12 protein-coding genes, 1 rRNA gene and 1 pseudogene (1 of these 14 cut by a window edge) are annotated in these 15,437 nt (G+C 69.8%); 8 read left to right on the top strand and 6 right to left on the bottom strand.

Annotated features, from left to right (window positions below):
- Positions 1–52: 52 nt before the first annotated feature.
- Positions 53–727 (bottom strand): RadC family protein, encoded by a 675-nt coding sequence (radC, locus tag V2J18_RS20510; protein WP_064746217.1) that lies wholly within the window; start codon positions 725–727, stop codon positions 53–55.
- A 175-nt stretch (positions 728–902) separates the two neighbouring features.
- On the opposite strand from radC, the pseudogene coaBC reads away from it, so the two are divergent.
- The 3 genes and pseudogenes from coaBC (at position 903) to V2J18_RS20495 (ending at position 5,172) form a co-directional block, all read left to right on the top strand.
- Positions 903–2,134: pseudogene (gene coaBC / locus V2J18_RS20505) on the top strand (bifunctional phosphopantothenoylcysteine decarboxylase/phosphopantothenate--cysteine ligase CoaBC).
- Between the two features lie 95 nt (positions 2,135–2,229).
- Positions 2,230–2,688: a dUTP diphosphatase gene (gene dut, locus V2J18_RS20500; RefSeq protein WP_064746203.1), complete on the top strand. Its 459-nt coding sequence runs from the start codon at positions 2,230–2,232 to the stop codon at positions 2,686–2,688.
- 171 nt (positions 2,689–2,859) lie between these two features.
- Complete coding sequence (locus tag V2J18_RS20495; protein ID WP_079247981.1) at positions 2,860–5,172, top strand: phosphomannomutase/phosphoglucomutase; 2,313 nt, start codon at positions 2,860–2,862, stop codon at positions 5,170–5,172.
- Between the two features lie 130 nt (positions 5,173–5,302).
- On the opposite strand, the gene V2J18_RS20490 is transcribed toward V2J18_RS20495, so the two are convergent.
- From V2J18_RS20490 to V2J18_RS20480, 3 genes are all read right to left on the bottom strand, one after another.
- Entirely contained in the window at positions 5,303–5,953 is a 651-nt protein-coding gene (locus V2J18_RS20490; protein WP_064746204.1) for a hypothetical protein, read from the bottom strand.
- A 138-nt stretch (positions 5,954–6,091) separates the two neighbouring features.
- Entirely contained in the window at positions 6,092–6,754 is a 663-nt protein-coding gene (gene pyrE / locus V2J18_RS20485; RefSeq protein ID WP_336132734.1) for an orotate phosphoribosyltransferase, read from the bottom strand.
- Complete coding sequence (locus V2J18_RS20480) at positions 6,751–7,329, bottom strand: GNAT family N-acetyltransferase (RefSeq protein ID WP_336132732.1); 579 nt, start codon at positions 7,327–7,329, stop codon at positions 6,751–6,753. The genes pyrE and V2J18_RS20480 overlap by 4 nt, the downstream gene beginning before the upstream one ends.
- A 59-nt stretch (positions 7,330–7,388) precedes the next feature.
- Between V2J18_RS20480 and V2J18_RS20475 the strand changes: the two genes are divergently transcribed.
- From V2J18_RS20475 to V2J18_RS20465, 3 genes are all read left to right on the top strand, one after another.
- Positions 7,389–8,162 carry an exodeoxyribonuclease III gene (locus V2J18_RS20475; RefSeq protein WP_336132730.1) on the top strand — a complete coding sequence of 258 codons (774 nt, stop codon included), beginning with the start codon at positions 7,389–7,391 and terminating at the stop codon, positions 8,160–8,162.
- Complete coding sequence (locus V2J18_RS20470; RefSeq protein WP_336132729.1) at positions 8,152–9,546, top strand: AmpG family muropeptide MFS transporter; 1,395 nt, start codon at positions 8,152–8,154, stop codon at positions 9,544–9,546. Before V2J18_RS20475 ends, V2J18_RS20470 begins: the two co-directional genes overlap by 11 nt.
- 151 nt (positions 9,547–9,697) lie before the next feature.
- The gene (locus tag V2J18_RS20465) at positions 9,698–10,027 is read left to right on the top strand and encodes a hypothetical protein (RefSeq protein WP_336132728.1); all 330 of its coding nucleotides are present in this window, start codon (positions 9,698–9,700) and stop codon (positions 10,025–10,027) included.
- 108 nt (positions 10,028–10,135) lie between these two features.
- Here V2J18_RS20465 and V2J18_RS20460 read toward each other — a convergent pair whose 3' ends face one another.
- Entirely contained in the window at positions 10,136–11,311 is a 1,176-nt protein-coding gene (locus V2J18_RS20460) for an anhydro-N-acetylmuramic acid kinase (RefSeq protein ID WP_336132727.1), read from the bottom strand.
- Between the two features lie 97 nt (positions 11,312–11,408).
- Positions 11,409–12,872 (bottom strand): peptidoglycan DD-metalloendopeptidase family protein, encoded by a 1,464-nt coding sequence (locus V2J18_RS20455; RefSeq protein WP_336132726.1) that lies wholly within the window; start codon positions 12,870–12,872, stop codon positions 11,409–11,411.
- A 201-nt stretch (positions 12,873–13,073) separates the two neighbouring features.
- On the opposite strand from V2J18_RS20455, the gene tyrS reads away from it, so the two are divergent.
- Positions 13,074–14,303, top strand: coding sequence for a tyrosine--tRNA ligase (gene tyrS, locus V2J18_RS20450; RefSeq protein ID WP_336132725.1), 1,230 nt, complete (start codon positions 13,074–13,076; stop codon positions 14,301–14,303).
- A gap of 1,030 nt (positions 14,304–15,333) precedes the next feature.
- Positions 15,334–15,437, top strand: a 16S ribosomal RNA gene (locus V2J18_RS20445); it runs 1,441 nt beyond the window's last position.

Raw genomic sequence — 15,437 nt, 5'->3', positions numbered from 1 at the left:
CCGCCATGCCCCCGGCGACCCGCCCGCTACGGCCCTGCATTCGTTCGTCGCCTTACATCCAGCCGCGCTCGGCCATCGACACCGGCCGACCGTCGCCGACCACGAAGTGATCCAGCAGGCGCACGTCGACCAGGGACAGGGCATGGCGCAGCCGGGCGGTGACCTGGCGGTCGGCCTGGCTGGGCTCGGCATTGCCGCTGGGGTGGTTGTGACCTACGATGACCGCCGCGGCGTTGCGTTGCAGCGCGCGCCGCACCACCTCGCGCGGATGCACCTCGGCGCCGTCGACCGTGCCCTGGAACAGCTCCTCGAAGCCGATCACCCGGTGCCGCGCGTCCAGGAACATGGCCGCGAACACTTCGTGCTGCAGGCCGCGCAGGCGCTGGGCGAAATACAACCCGGCCGAGCCGGGGTCGGACAGGGCCGCGCCGCGTTCGAGCTCGGCGTGCAGGCTGCGCGAGGCCAGCTCCAGCGCGGCCTTGAGCGCGCAGGCGCGGGCGGCGCCGATTCCGCGCATGCGCATCAGCTGGGCCGGCGGCTGTTCGAGCAAGGCGCGCAGCGGGCCGTGGCGGCTGAGCAGGCTGCGGGCGGTGCCGACCGCGTCCTGGCCGCGCAGGCCCGAGCCGAGGAAAATCGCCAGCAGCTCGGCGTCGGACAGCGCGCCGGCGCCGCGGGCCAGGAGTTTTTCGCGCGGCCGTTCCGCGCTGGGCCATTCGTGGATTCTCATGCGCACAGCCTCCGCGGCGCCGGCCGGGGCGGCCATCGGGCGGATCCGGCGCATCGGGTAAGCTAGGTGCCCGGAGCGGGGTAGGGATCGGCCGACGCGAGTGCCGTCGCGACCGCATCACGTTCCCCCGCTCAGTGTCCGTTGTCCGAACCGTATCGAAGAGCCCCTGCCGAACATGGCGCCAGATTCCCAACCCACGCTGCACGACCAGCGCATCCTGCTCTGCGTCTGCGGCGGCATCGCCGCCTACAAGGCCGCCGACCTGGTGCGCCGCCTGCAGGATGCCGGCGCTCAGGTGCGCGTGGCGATGACCGAGAACGCGACCCGTTTCGTCGGCACCGCGACCTTCCAGGCCCTGTCCGGCCATCCGGTGCGCACCTCGCTGTGGGACGAGGCGGCGGAGCTGGCGATGGGCCATATCGAACTGGCGCGCTGGGCGCAGCGGATCCTGATCGCGCCGGCCACCGCCGACATGATCGCCAAGCTCGCCCACGGCTTCGCCGACGACCTGATCAGCACCCTGTGCCTGGCGTCCGAGGCGCCGGTGACCATCGCGCCGGCCATGAATCATCGGATGTGGGGGCACCCGGCCACCCAGGCCAACATCGCCACCTTGCGCAGCCGCGGAGTCCGCTTCTTCGGCCCCGGCGAAGGCCGCATGGCCGAACCCGAATCGGGGCCGGGCCGCTTGCTGGAACCGCACGAGCTGGTCGCTGCGCTGGCCGGAGCCGGCGCATGAGCGGCGGCGAACGCGACCTGCGCGACCTGGCCGGTCGCCGGCTGGTGGTCAGCGCCGGGCCGACCTTCGAGGACATCGACCCGGTCCGCTTCATCGGCAACCGCAGCAGCGGCAAGATGGGTTTCGCCATCGCCGAGGCCGCCGCGCGCCGCGGCGCCCGGGTGACCCTGATCGCCGGCCCGGTGTCGCTGCCGACCCCGGCCGCCGTGGAGCGCATCGACGTGCGTTCGGCGCGGCAGATGCGCGAGGCCGTGATCGGCGCGCTGCCGGCCGACGCCTACATCGGCGCGGCGGCGGTCGCCGACTACGCGCCGGCCGAGGTCGCCCCGGGCAAGATCAAGAAGAAGGAAGAGCAGCTGACCCTGGCGCTGGTGCGTACTCCGGACATCCTGGCCGAGGTCGCCGTGCACGCGCAGCGGCCGACCCTGGTGGTCGGTTTCGCCGCCGAGACCCACGACGTCGAGTTCTACGCCCGCGGCAAGCTGGAGAAGAAGCGCGTCGACCTGATCGCCGCCAACCGCGTCGGCGTCGCCGGCAGCGGCTTCGAAAGCGACGATAACGCCCTGACCGTGTACTGGATCGATGGCGAACGCGCGCTGGGGCCGGCGCCGAAGACCGAGCTGGCCGACCGCCTGCTCGACCTGATCCTGGAACGCTGGCCGGCCTGACGCCGCGTCAGCCCGCTTTCCGCCGCCCGTGCGGCCCGGGGCCGGCGCCGCAGCGCGGGCCGGACCGACTCTTTTCTCTCAGCGGAACGCTTTCGATGCACCACACCCTGGAAATCAAGATCCTCGACCCGCGCCACGGCGGCGAATGGCCGCTGCCGAGCTATGCCACCGCGGCCAGCGCCGGCCTGGACCTGCGCGCTGCGCTGGACCAATCGCTGGTCCTGCATCCCGGCGACACCGCCCTGGTGCCCTCGGGCCTGGCGATCCACCTCGGCGACCCTGGCCTGTGCGCGGTGATCCTGCCGCGCTCCGGGCTGGGCCATAAGCACGGCATCGTGCTCGGCAACGGCACCGGCCTGATCGACGCCGATTACCAGGGGCCGCTGCTGATCAGTGTGTGGAATCGCGGCCGCGAGGCTTTTACGATGCAGCCGGGGGACCGTATCGCCCAGCTGGTGGTGCTGCCGATCGTGCGCGCCAGCCTGCAGGTGGTGGAGGAGTTCGAAAGCAGCGAGCGCGGCGCCGGCGGCTTCGGCCATACCGGCGTGCGTTGAGCGCAAGGCGGGCCGGCGCCGGGGGGGGCGATGGCACGCAACCTGCTAGGAATGTGCGGGGCGCGCGGCCTGCTAGCTCGGCGCGAGGCGTAGTCGACGGAATCGGTCGCCGCCTCCGGTGCACACTGAACGGGTCGTGCGCGTAGCACAGACAGGGGAAAGGATCTTGGAATGGTCGATCTGAAGATGGAAAAACCGCAGATCAGCGCCGCGCAGCTCAAGCCGGCGTTGGTGCCGTTGGCGGCGGTCAGCCTGGTGCTGGCGCTGTGGTTGGGCTGGAGCGGCGTGCAGCAGCATGTCGACACCCAGCGCCGCGCCGACATCAGCCAGTTGCGCGACCAGGCGGTGGGCGAGGCGCACAACGCGCTCGGAGTCGAGCACAAGCGCTTGCGCGAGCGCCTGGCCGCGGCGGACATGCAGGCCGCGCTGCAGGCCGGCGATTTCGCCGCCGCCTCGGCGCAGCTGACCCGCGGCTGGGCCGGGGCCAGCGAGGGCGAGGTGTTGGCTCAGGATCTGGCCCCCGATTACGCCCAGTTGCCGAAGGGCGGCTACGGCCGGCTGGCGGCGATGGAAGCGGCGATGGTCGCCGACAAGCCGATGGCCTCGATCGTGCGCGCCGGCGGCAAGCCCGTGCTGGCCCTGGCCGCGCCGGCCCGGGTCGGCGAGCAGTTGGTCGGCGTGGCGTATCTGCAGCTGCCTTTGCAGCGCATCAGCGCCGCGCTGGAGAACGCGCCGGTCGACGGCAGCAGTTACCTGGCCCTGCGCCAGGGCGGATTCAGCGTGATCGAGCGCGGCGACACCGCGCTCGGCAACGGCGCCGAAGCGCTCGCCGCCAAGATCCCCGGCAGCGACCTGCGCGTGGCGGCGGCGGTGCCCGACGTGGCCGGCGGGCCGTTCGGCCTGGGCGCGATTCCCTGCTTCATCGCCGCGGTGATTTTCGCCGTGCTCGGGTTCGTGCTGGCGCGCCTGCGTCAACGCTTCAACGCGCCGCCGCCGGCGGTGGACGAAGGTCCGGTTCAGACGCTGGCTGAGACCATATCGGCCTCTCCCCAGCCGGACGCTCACGACATGACCCCATCCTCGCAAGCCGCCGCATCCGGTCCCTTGGCCGTCGATCCGGGCATCTTCCGCGCCTACGACATCCGCGGCGTGGTCGGACGCAGCCTCGATGCGGGCGTCGCCGAGAAGATCGGCCACGCCATCGGCACGGTGATGCAGGAGCAGGGGCTCAGCGAGATCGTGGTCGGCCGCGACGGCCGCCTGTCCGGCCCGACGATGGTCGAAGGCCTGATCGCCGGCCTGCGCAAGGCCGGGCGCAACGTCGTCGACATCGGCATGGCGCCGACGCCGGTGGTGTACTTCGGCGCCTATCACCTGCGCGCCGGCTCCTGCGTTTCGGTCACCGGCAGCCACAATCCGCCGGACTACAACGGCTTCAAGATCGTGGTCGGCGGCGAGACCCTGTCCGGCGACGCCGTCACCGACCTCTACCGCCGCATCGTCGGCGGCCGCCTGCACACCGCGCAGGAGCCGGGCCAGCTGAGCCATCGCGACATTTCCGAGGATTACGTCCAGCGCATCGCCTCGGACATCCAGATCGACCGCCCGCTCAAGGTCGTGGTCGACGCCGGCAACGGCGTGGCCGGCGATGTCGGCCCGCGCGTGCTGGAGGCGATCGGCGCCGAGGTCACGCCGCTGTACTGCGAGATCGACGGCGAGTTCCCCAACCACCACCCCGATCCGAGCGAGCCGCACAACCTCAACGACCTGATCAAGATGGTCGGCCGCCTCAATGCCGACTTCGGCATCGCCTTCGACGGCGACGGCGACCGTCTGGGCGTGGTCACCCGCGACGGCCAGAACATCTTCCCGGACCGCCTGCTGATGCTGTTCGCGGCCGACGTGCTGGAACGCAACCCCGGCGCGATGATCATCTACGACGTCAAGTGCACCGGCCGCTTGCCCGGCCATGTCCTGCGCCACGGCGGCAGCCCGCTGATGTGGAAGACCGGGCACTCGCTGATCAAGGCCAAGATGCGCGAGACCGATGCGGAGCTGGCCGGCGAAATGAGCGGCCACTTCTTCTTCAAGGAACGCTGGTACGGCTTCGACGACGGCATCTACGCCGCCGCGCGTCTGCTCGAGATCCTCGCCGCGCAGCCGCAGAGCCCGAGCGAGACCCTCAACGCCCTGCCCAACGGCATCTCGACCCCGGAGATCAAGGTCGATGCACCCAACGGCGACCCGCACAGCTTCGTCGAGCGCTTCCGCAACGAGGCCAGCTTCGACGGGGCGCGGCTGTCCACCATCGACGGCCTGCGGGTCGACTTCAGCGACGGTTGGGGCCTGGTGCGCGCGTCCAACACCACCCCGATCCTGGTCATGCGTTTCGACGCCGACAACGTCGAGGCGTTGAAGCGGATCCAGGACGCGTTCCGCGAGCAGTTGCTGGCGCTCAAGCCGGATTTGGCCTTGCCGTTCTGAGCGTCGTGCCTAAGGCGGCGCCACTGGCGCCGCCGGCGAGGAACCCAGCAAAACGCCGCGGCCTGGCCGCGGCGTTTTCGTTGGGACGACGGCGCCGGCGACGAAACCGTCCGGCCGCCGGCCGCTCGGCTCAGCCTTGGCCGGGACGCTTGCGCATCGACTGGTAGCGCAGCAGGGCGGTGGCCAGGTCTTCGTCGGCCAGGCTGCGTTCGACCAATTGCTGCTTGAGCAGATCCTGCTGGCGCAGCAGCTCGTCGTGCTGGTGGCGGATGTTGTCGGCCAGCGACTTGTCGACTGGCTTGTTGCCGAGCTCGGCTTCGCCGGCCTTGCGCAGCAGGCTCAGCAGGGTCTGGCGACGGCCCTCGATGCCGAGCCGTGAGGCCTTGACCGTCTCGTCGAGCAGGATGATCCGCTCCTGGAAGGAATTGCGCAGCTCTTCCTCGGTCGAATACGACTCGGCCATGGCGTGGTCGCGGCGCTTCTTCGCCTCTTCCGCCATCGCCGCGCTGCGCGCCGCGCGCGCGGCCTGATCGGCGGCGATGCGCTCTTCCGGGGTCAGGGCGCGCCCGACCTGGCCCACCGGCAGACCGCTGCGCGAGCTGATCTCGGTGCGCGCGCTGTCCACCGCCGTGGCCGGCAGGGCGTCGCCGCAGACTTTGCGGCCGCCCTCGTTCCAGCAGTACAGCTTCTTCTTCGCGGTCTGCTCTTGGGCGCCGGCGGCGAACGGCAAGGCCAGCGCCAGCAGCACGGCAGCCGCGGTCAGGGATGGGATTCGGTTCATAGCGCCCTCGTACCGTCGGAACCCGCGGTCATTCGAGCAAAACCAAGCAAGAGTCGGGCCATGGCATGCGCGCCGGTTGCGGCAGCGGTCACGGTTCGATCCCGCGGCGCCGGCGCGCCGGTCGCCGCGGAAGATCGTTCAGGCCGCGTCGCCGCGGCCGTAGGCGGCACGGTAGGCCAGCAAGCGTTCGCGCTGCGTGGAGAATTCCGCGCTTTCGCCGGTGAAGGCCAGCAGGTCGTCGAGACCGGCGATCGAGATCACGGGCAAGCCGTGTTCGATTGCGACAGTTTCTGCCGCCGAGCGTCGGGATTGTGCCGGGTCCACGGCTTCTTGCCGGTCCAGGGCGATGACTATCCCGGCGACTTCGCCGCCGGCCGCGCCGATCAGGCCCAGGGCCTCGCGGATCGCGGTGCCGGCGGTGATCACGTCGTCGACGATCAGCGCCCGGCGCCCGGCCAGCGGCGCGCCGATCAGGGTGCCGCCCTCGCCGTGGGTCTTGGCCTCCTTGCGATTGAACGCCAACGGCAGGTCGCGGCCGCGGCGCGCGTATTCGCAGCCGAGCGCGGTCGCCAGCGGAATCCCCTTGTAGGCCGGGCCGAACAGCAGGTCGAACGGCAGGCCGTGCTGCTCGATCGCGTCGGCGTAGCACGCCGCCAGGCCGGCCAGGCGGGCGCCGGAGTCGAAGCGGCCGGCGTTGAAGAAGTACGGGCTGACCCGGCCGGACTTCAGGGTGAATTCGCCGAAGCGCAGGGCCTCGGCCTGGAGGGCCAGTTGCAGGAAACGGGAGCGGTGGTCGGTCATGGGGCGTCGCGAACGGGATCGGGGGAAGAGGAATCGGCAGCCGGCTGCAGGCGCAGCAGCATCAGGTGCTGCGGCCCGGCGCTGCCGCCGTGGTAGAGCTCGCCGGTGTCGGCGAAGCCGGCCTTGCGGTAGACGGCGATGGCGGCGGCATTGCGGACGTTGACGGTCAGGGCCAGCAGGCGCCGCTGCGGATGGCGTCGGCGCACGTCGTCGCGGCAGGCGGCGATGGCCGCGCGGCCGTAGCCGCGGCCTTGCGCATCGCGGTCGATGACGTAGGAGCGCAGACCGACGCTGGGTTCGGCGAAGGCGCGGCCGGCGATCGCGGCCGTCGCGAAATCCAGGCGGTAGAAACCGACCACCCGCTCGCCGGCAAGGATCGCCATCGCCTCGCTGGCCGGATCGGCCCAGGCCTGATCGAGGTTGGCGCTCGCGTCGCCGACGAAGGGCCATTGTTCGGGCGCGACCTGCAATGCGCGCACCGCCGGCGCCAGCGCGGCGTCGACCGCCACGACGCGCACAGGCGCATCGGCGGTCGCCGGCGGCGGGGCGGTCGGAAAGGCCGGGGGCGAGGACATGGCCGGCATGATACCCGTGCCCGTTGTTATGATCCCCGCACCCCTGACGTGGAGCGCGCATGCGCATCATCAGCTTCAACGCCAACGGTCTGCGCTCGGCTGCGACCAAGGGCTTCTTCGATTGGTTCAAGACCCAGGACGCCGACGTGCTCTGCGTTCAGGAAACCAAGGCCCAGGAGCACCAGCTGGCCGGCCCGGCCTTCCTGCCCGACGGCTACCGCGCTTTCTTCCGCGACGCGATCACCAAGAAGGGCTACAGCGGCGTGGCGATCTACTCCAAGCGCGAGCCGGACGAGGTCCGCACCGCGCTGGGCTGGGCCCCGTTCGACGACGAGGGCCGCTACATCGAGGCGCGCTACGGCAACCTCAGCGTGGTCTCGTTCTACATTCCGTCCGGTTCGTCCGGCGAGCTGCGCCAGGGCTTCAAGTTCGAAGTCATGGAATGGCTCAAGCCCATCCTCGACCAATGGCTGGCCAGCGGCCGCGACTACGTGCTGTGCGGCGACTGGAACATCGTGCGCAGCCGCCTGGACATCAAGAACTGGACCAGCAACCAGAAGAACTCCGGCTGCCTGCCGCCCGAGCGCGACTGGCTCAACGGCGTGTGCGCCGACGACAGCGGCTGGGTCGACGCCTACCGCGCGCTCAAGGCCGAGGGCCAGGACTACACCTGGTGGAGCAACCGCGGCGCGGCGCGCGCCAACGACGTGGGTTGGCGGATCGACTACCAGTTCGCCACCCCGAGCCTGCGCGATCGGCTGCGCGGCTGTTCGATCCTGAAGGAGCCGCGCTTCTCCGACCATGCCCCCTTCGTCGTCGACTATGACCTCTGAGGCCGGCGCCGCGGGCGCGCGCGCGGCGGCGCCGGCGCGCAAGGGCTGGCGCCTGGTGCTGGCCAACCTGCGCGAGCCCAAGGTGCTGGTGATGCTGTTGCTCGGGTTCAGCTCGGGCATCCCGATCTACCTGGTCGGCAACACCCTCGGCTTCTGGATGCGCGAGAACGGCATCGAGCTGTCGACGATCGGCTTCCTGTCCTGGGTCGGCCTGGCGTATTCGCTGAAGTTCCTGTGGGCGCCGTTGGTCGACAAACTCGACGCCCCCGTGGTCGGCCGCTGGCTGGGCCGCCGTCGCGGCTGGATGCTGTTGACCCAAGTGGTCGCCGCCGTCGCCCTGATCGGCATGGCCCTGGTCGAGCCGCGCCAGGGCCAATTGCTGCTCGGCGGAGTGGCGCTGAATCAGTTGCTGGTGTTCGGCGCGCTGGCGCTGGTGGTGGCCTTCGCCTCGGCGACCCAGGACATCGTCATCGACGCCTGGCGCATCGAGAGCGCGTCCAATCCCGAGCAGCAGGGCCTGCTGACCTCGACCTCGACCCTGGGCTACCGCGGCGCCCTGCTGGTGACCGACTCGCTGATCCTGATCCTGGCCGCGCAGGCCGGCTGGTCGCTGTCCTACGGCGCGATGGCGGCGCTGATGGGCGTGGGCGTGCTGGCGACCCTGATCGCGCGCGAGCCGGCCGCGTCGCTGCAGGCCGCGGCCGTGCCGCATCCGGCGCTGTTCACGCTGCAGGGCCTGTTCGACGCCCTGGTCGGTCCGTTCGTGGCCTTCTTCCGTCAGCACGGCCAGTGGGCGCTGCTGATGCTGCTGACCATCAGCCTGTATCGCCTGCCGGACTTCCTGTTCGGGCCGATGGCCAATCCGTTCTACGCCGACCTCGGCGTGGCCAAGGAAACCGTCGGCGCGGTGCGCGGCTCGTTCGGCCTGGTCGCGACCATCGCCGGGGTCGCCGCCGCCGGCCTGACCGCGGTCCGCTTCGGCTTCATTCCGACCCTGCTCGCCGGCGCGGTGCTCGGCCCGGGTTCGAACCTGGCCTTCGCCTACCTGGCCATCCACGGCAACGACCCGGGCGTGTTCACCGCGGCGATGGTGATCGACAACTTCTGCAACGGCTACGCCGGCGTGGCCCTGGTCGGCTACATGTCGAGCCTGACCAACGTCGGCTACACCGCCACCCAGTACGCCCTGCTGAGTTCGTTCTACGCCCTGCTCGGCAAGCTGCTCAAGGGGCTGTCCGGGGTGGCGGTCGAGCACCTGGCGTTGGACCGCAGCCTGCTGGAAGCCTATTCGCTGTTCTTCGTCGGCACTGCGCTGATCGGCGTGCCGGCGCTGGTGCTGTGCATCGTGCTGGCCTTGCGCCGCCCGCCCGCGGCAGCCGGCTGAAGACGGGGCGGCTGAACGGCGTTCCCGTCTCGCCGAAACGGCGGCACGGCGGTGCCGGATCGGCGCGGCGCCGGGGGCAGTCGAGTACCTGAACACGAATCCGCCAACTTTGTGTTGCGGTCGTCAGTGTGCGGTGGCACCTTTCCCGGCAGTGACCGACATCATCCTGCACAACCTCGACGGCGTTTTGGCCGACCGCATCCGTCGGGTCGCGGAAACGCGTGGCTGGAGCCTGCCGCGTACCGCGCTGTACCTGATCGAGAACGGCCTGTTCGCGGTCGAGGCCGAGATGGTCGGCCGCTTCGACGATTCCGACGCGATCGCGCTGCAGCAGGCTATCGCCGCGCTGGAGGGCATCCCCAGCGATCCGGGCTTCTCCAAGATCGGCCGCGCCGAGCCGGTCGCGCCCAAGCCCGCCGGGCCGGACCTGAGCGGCCTGGACCTGCTGGACGAGTACCGCCTCGACCGCGATCCGGCCTAAGCCCGCGCCGCGCGCACCGCAACGTTCGGCATCGCAGCGCCCAGGGCGTTCGTCCTGTCCTGGCAGGCGAATCCGCCTGCCCGGCCTGCGCCGCCGCCCCGCAGCGGCTCACGCCACCGGGTGCACGCAGCCGAGTACGCGCAGCCCGCGCGCGCCGGTGACGCTGGGCAGGTTGCCGGGCAGCCCGGCCAGGGTCTGCCGCGCCAGCCAGGCGAAGCCCATCGCTTCGACGAAGTCCGGGTCCAGGCCATAAGCCGCGGTCGATTCCACCGTCACCCCGGGCAGGTGCGCCGCGATCCGCGCCAGCAAGGCGCCGTTGCGCACCCCGCCGCCGCAGGCCAGCACCCGTCGGGTCGCCGGCTGGTGCGCGCGCAGGGCATCGGCGACGGTGATCGCGCTGAGTTCCAGCAAGGTCGCCTGCACGTCCTGCGGCGCCTCGCCGCCGCGCAACTGCGCCTCCAGCCAGGTCAGGTGGAACTGTTCGCGACCGGTGCTCTTCGGCGGCGGCAGGGCGAACCAGGGCTCGCCGCGCAGGCGCGCGAGCAGTCCGGCGTCGACCGCGCCGGACGCGGCGAAGCGGCCGTCGGCGTCGTAGGGCGTGCCCAGGTGGCGCAGCGCCCAGGCGTCGAGCAGGCAGTTGGCCGGCCCGGTATCGAAGCCGCGCACCTCGCCGCGCGCCGGCAGCAGGGTGAAGTTGGCGATGCCGCCGAGGTTGAGCGCTGCCCGATCCTCGCCGGGGTCGTGCAGCAGGGCGGCGTGGAAGGCCGGCATCAGCGGCGCGCCGTGGCCGCCGGCGGCGACGTCGCGGCGGCGGAAGTCGGCCACCGTGGTCATGCCGCTGCGCTCGGCGATCACCGCGCCGTCGCCGATCTGCCAGGTGAAGGGGTGGCGACCGTCGTAGCCGGCGCCGGCCGGGCGATGGCGCACGGTCTGGCCGTGCGAGCCCAGTGCGGCGACTGCGTCCGCGGCGATCCCGGCCTCGCCGATCAGCGCGGTGGCGGCGTCGGCGAAGGCTTCGGCGACCTGCACGTCCAGCGTGCCCAGTTCTTCCAGCGCGCGCGCATCGCCGCCCTGGCCGAGTTCGACCAAGCGCTCGCGCAGCCGCGCTTCCCAGGCATAGGTGCGGCCCAGCACCAGTTCGCAACGGGTCGGCGTGCCGGCGGCGAAACGCACCAGCGCCGCATCGATCCCGTCGGCGCTGGTGCCGGAGATCAGTCCAAGATAAAGGCCGGAGGGCGGCAGGCCCGCGCCGGCGTCCGAGCGGGTCGAAGAGGTTTCAGTCACGGCGCGGCTTCCCTGTGTCCCATCGTGGAAGGCTAACAACTGGCGCAAAAAAATAGAGCCTCCGAAGAGGCTCTCGTTGCGTACCCGCGGCGGCCGCTCAGGCCCGCGTGGTCTTCTTCTTCGCCGTCGTCTTGGCCGCCGTCTTGGCCGGCGCGGCCGGGGCCGAGCCCGCATCGGCGTAGATGATGTTCTCGACCTGGCGAATGCGCGCCAGGGCGACGCTGGTCTGGGTGCGGAACTGCGCCAGCGCCATGCCGCTCAGCGGCTCCGGCGGCGGCATGGTGATCGACAGCGGATTGCGGTGCACGCCGTTGATGCGGAATTCATAGTGTAGGTGCGGGCCGGTGGCCAGGCCGGAGCTGCCGACGTAGCCGATCACCGTGCCCTGGCCGATGCGCTGGCCCGGCTTGACCCGGCCGAAGTTGGACATGTGCCCGTACAGGGTGGTGTAGCCGCGGCCGTGATCGAGGATCACCGCACGGCCGTAGCCGCCCTTCCAGCCGACGAACTGCACCCGCGCGTCGCCGGCGGCCATGATCGGAGTGCCGGTGCCGGCGGCGTAGTCGACGCCGGTGTGCATGCGGATCCGGCCCAGCACCGGGTGACGGCGCGAGCCGAAACCCGAGGTCAGGCGGGCGTAGGGGATCGGCATGCGGATGAAGCTCTTCTTCAGCGGACGGCCGTCGCCGGTGAAGTACTCGGCCTTGCCGCCGCGCTCGAAGCGGAAACCGGTGTGCAGCTTGCCGTCGCTGGTGAAGGTCGCCGCCAGCACCGGGCCGGTCTTGAGCAACTCGCCTTCGCGCCAGGTCTGTTCGACCACCACGCTGAAGCGGTCGTCGGCGCCGACGTCTTCGTTGAAGTCGATGTCGTACTTGAAGATCTCGTCGGTCAGCGTGTTGATGTTGGCCGGAGTCAGGCCGACCTTGCGCGCCGAGCGGAACAGCGACTTGCCGACCTTGCCGCTGAGCACCACGGTGCGGGTCTCGGTCGGTCGGTTGATGACTTTCTGGGTGATCTTGTCGCCGGCGATGCTCAGCTCGATGCGGTGGCTGTCGTCGCGGTCGTAGCGGAAGGTGCGCAGGCTGCCGTCGACCGGCATGTCGAACGCGAGTTCGGTGCCGGGTTTCATCCGCGTCAGCGCGTCTTTCGCGCCGGGCTGTTCGAGGATCTTGCTCAGGGTCGAGGCCGGGATCTCCAGATCCTCGAACACCGAGCCCAGGGTCTGGCCGCGGCCGACCCGGACCAACTGCCAACTGTCGCCGTTCTGGCCGCGCACCCGCGCCAGCGGCAGCGGCGGCAGAGCCAGCGCCAGCGACTGGCGCGGCTCATGGGCGCGCAGGGTCGGCGCGGGCTGGCTGAAGCCCGGCACGATCGCCGCGACCATCATGCCCAGGGTCGCGAACAGGCCGGCCTGCACCCACTGCCGGCCCGACCAGCGGCCGTTGAAACCATCGGAAATATGACGCGCCAGCACGGGGCGTCGAAGCGCGGCCTCGCGCAGGGCTTTCAGGCGTTCGCGTCGTTCGGCGCCCACACTGGAAGCCTGCTCGGGTACTGTCATGGATCGATCCCTCGTTCGAGGTGTGAAGGCCGCGTTGCGGCGTTACCATAGACACGCGAGTTGTACGCGTCAAACCCTTGAGCTGAATGGGGTTTTCGCATCGAACGAGGCCGTTTTCGTTTAACTCCCAATTAACCTGAATCCGTGACCGATTGCGCAAAGCGCGGCCGCGGCCGACCCGACGAGTCCCAGAGTCCCCCCGTGTCCACATCCGTACAAGAAGCCCTCGACCTGATCGCCCGCGGCGCCGACGAAATCCTCAAGCTCGACGAGCTGGAGGCGCGGCTCGGCGCGTCCATGAAGGCCGGGGGCCGCCCGTTGCGCATCAAGGCCGGCTTCGACCCGACCGCGCCCGACCTGCACCTGGGCCATACCGTCCTGCTCAACAAGATGCGCCAGTTCCAGGACCTGGGGCATCAGGTGATCTTCCTGATCGGCGATTTCACCGGAATGATCGGCGACCCGACCGGCAAGAACGTCACCCGCAAGCCGCTGACCCGCGAGGACGTGCTGGCCAACGCCCAGACCTACGCCGACCAGGTGTTCAAGGTGCTGGACAAGGAGCGCACCGAGGTCCGCTTCAATTCCGAGTGGTTCGGGCAGATGGGCGCGGCCGACATGATCAAGCTGGCGGCCCAGCACACCGTGGCGCGCATGCTCGAGCGCGACGACTTCGCCAAGCGCTACGCCGCCCAGCAGCCCATCGCGATCCACGAATTCCTCTACCCGCTGGTGCAGGGCTACGACTCGGTGGCGCTGCAGTGCGACGTCGAACTCGGCGGCACCGACCAGAAATTCAACCTGCTGATGGGCCGCGGCCTGCAGGAGCACCACGGCCAGCCGGCGCAGATCGTGCTGACCATGCCGCTGCTGGAAGGCCTGGACGGCGTCAACAAGATGTCCAAGTCGCTGGGCAACTACATCGGCATCAACGAGCCGGCGATCGATATCGTCACCAAGACGATGAAGATCGACGACGTGCTGATGTGGCGCTGGATCGACCTGCTCAGCTTCGAGATCGGCATCGCCGAGGCGGCGCGCCTGAAGGGCGAGATCGAGGCCGGCCAGCTCAACCCGCGCGACCTCAAGCTGCGCCTGGCGCGCGAGCTGGCGGCGCGGTTCCACGGCGCCGCCGCGGCCGAGCAGGCGGTGGCCGGCTGGAACGCCGCGGTGCGCGGCGAGGGCGACACCGCCTTGTTGCCGCTGACCGACCTCAGCGTGCCCGCCGAGGGCCTGCGCATCGCCGCCCTGCTGACCGCGGCCGGCCTGACCCCGAGCAATTCCGAGGCCAACCGCAAGCTCAAGGAGCGCGCGGTGCGGATCGACGGCAACGTGATCGAAGACGCCCAGCAGTTGTTCGCCCCGGGCTTCGAGGGGGTGCTGGCCGTCGGCAAGCGCAATTTCGCCCGGGTGCGCCTGATCGCCGCCTGAGGCGACCGCACGCCCGATCCGGGCGCGCCCATTCAAGCGCCCGATGGGCCCGCGCGACTGCGCGGGCCTTTTCGTTCATGTGGCATCCGGGCCTGGCGGTGAATTTGCGGACCGATCCGCTGCCGTCCTGCCAGTAGCGCCCCTGTCGCGCTTGGCGGGTGAGGTCAGCAAGCAGTAGCCCGACCCCGACGGCGGGCGGCAAAAAAGCGGTCGCTCGTACGGGGTGACTCGATGGTTCGAAAAAACTTCGCTGAAGTGGCGCGCGACCTCTTCCCAAGCCCTGTTCATGTCTGCATAATGTGCGGCTCCCCGGGACGAGTTGGATTGTTTCGGGGCGCGCGGAAGGCGGCGGTTTCGATACGTGTTGACGGATCGGAAACAGGCTGTAAGATGCGCGGCCCGCTGGCAGGAAGATCGCCGGTGGGAAGCGCGGAAAGCAGCGGTTTCGACGAGTGTTGACGAATCGAAAACAGGCTGTAAGATGCGCGGCCCGCAGACGGTTCGCCGGGTGCGGGGAAGGCGCAAAAACAGCGGTTTCGGTGAGTGTTGACGAACTGAAACGATGCTGTAAGATGCGCGGCCCGATCGGCGGTTGGATGGTTGATCGGAGCGCGGTACGGCAGGCGGTTTCGGCGGGTGGTTGACGAAACGAAACGATGCTGTAAGATGCGCGGCCCGGTGAGACGGACGCTTCGGAAAACGAAGGGTTCGGACGAAACGGGAAGCAGCAAGAAGTTCGCGAACAGGTGTTGACGTTCACGAAAACTGCTGTATAGTGTGCGGCTCCCTCGGGCACTTCGGTGGCGAGGACGGAACAAGGCGCTGAGGCCGGTTCCCGAGATCTTTGACAGTGTGCGCAGGTGACTTGTGCGGGCGTCTGGCGAGTGGATGGTTGTCCATCTTGCAGACGTTCGTAACAGAGTCCAAATCAATTCAATAGCAGCATGCAAATGCAGCGATCGAGTAATTGGCCTGGAACGAAGTCTGCACTCAAAGCTTTGATGAAGCCGCAAGGTGGAATCGAAAAATTTAAGTGAAGAGTTTGATCCTGGCTCAGAGTGAACGCTGGCGGCAGGCCTAACACATGCAAGTCGAACGGCAGCACAGAGGAGCTTGCTCCTTGGGTGGCGAGTG

This window comes from Lysobacter firmicutimachus, assembly GCF_037027445.1.
Taxonomy (GTDB): Bacteria; Pseudomonadota; Gammaproteobacteria; order Xanthomonadales; family Xanthomonadaceae; genus Lysobacter; species Lysobacter firmicutimachus.
This window is presented reverse-complemented; position numbering and strand designations above follow the sequence as displayed.

Coding starts and splice junctions, on each gene's coding strand:
- radC (WP_064746217.1), bottom strand. CDS start 727: ATGAGAATCCACGAATGGCCCAGCGCGGAACGGCCGCGCGAAAAACTC.
- dut (WP_064746203.1), top strand. CDS start 2,230: ATGCACCACACCCTGGAAATCAAGATCCTCGACCCGCGCCACGGCGGC.
- V2J18_RS20495 (WP_079247981.1), top strand. CDS start 2,860: ATGGTCGATCTGAAGATGGAAAAACCGCAGATCAGCGCCGCGCAGCTC.
- V2J18_RS20490 (WP_064746204.1), bottom strand. CDS start 5,953: ATGAACCGAATCCCATCCCTGACCGCGGCTGCCGTGCTGCTGGCGCTG.
- pyrE (WP_336132734.1), bottom strand. CDS start 6,754: ATGACCGACCACCGCTCCCGTTTCCTGCAACTGGCCCTCCAGGCCGAG.
- V2J18_RS20480 (WP_336132732.1), bottom strand. CDS start 7,329: ATGTCCTCGCCCCCGGCCTTTCCGACCGCCCCGCCGCCGGCGACCGCC.
- V2J18_RS20475 (WP_336132730.1), top strand. CDS start 7,389: ATGCGCATCATCAGCTTCAACGCCAACGGTCTGCGCTCGGCTGCGACC.
- V2J18_RS20470 (WP_336132729.1), top strand. CDS start 8,152: ATGACCTCTGAGGCCGGCGCCGCGGGCGCGCGCGCGGCGGCGCCGGCG.
- V2J18_RS20455 (WP_336132726.1), bottom strand. CDS start 12,872: ATGACAGTACCCGAGCAGGCTTCCAGTGTGGGCGCCGAACGACGCGAA.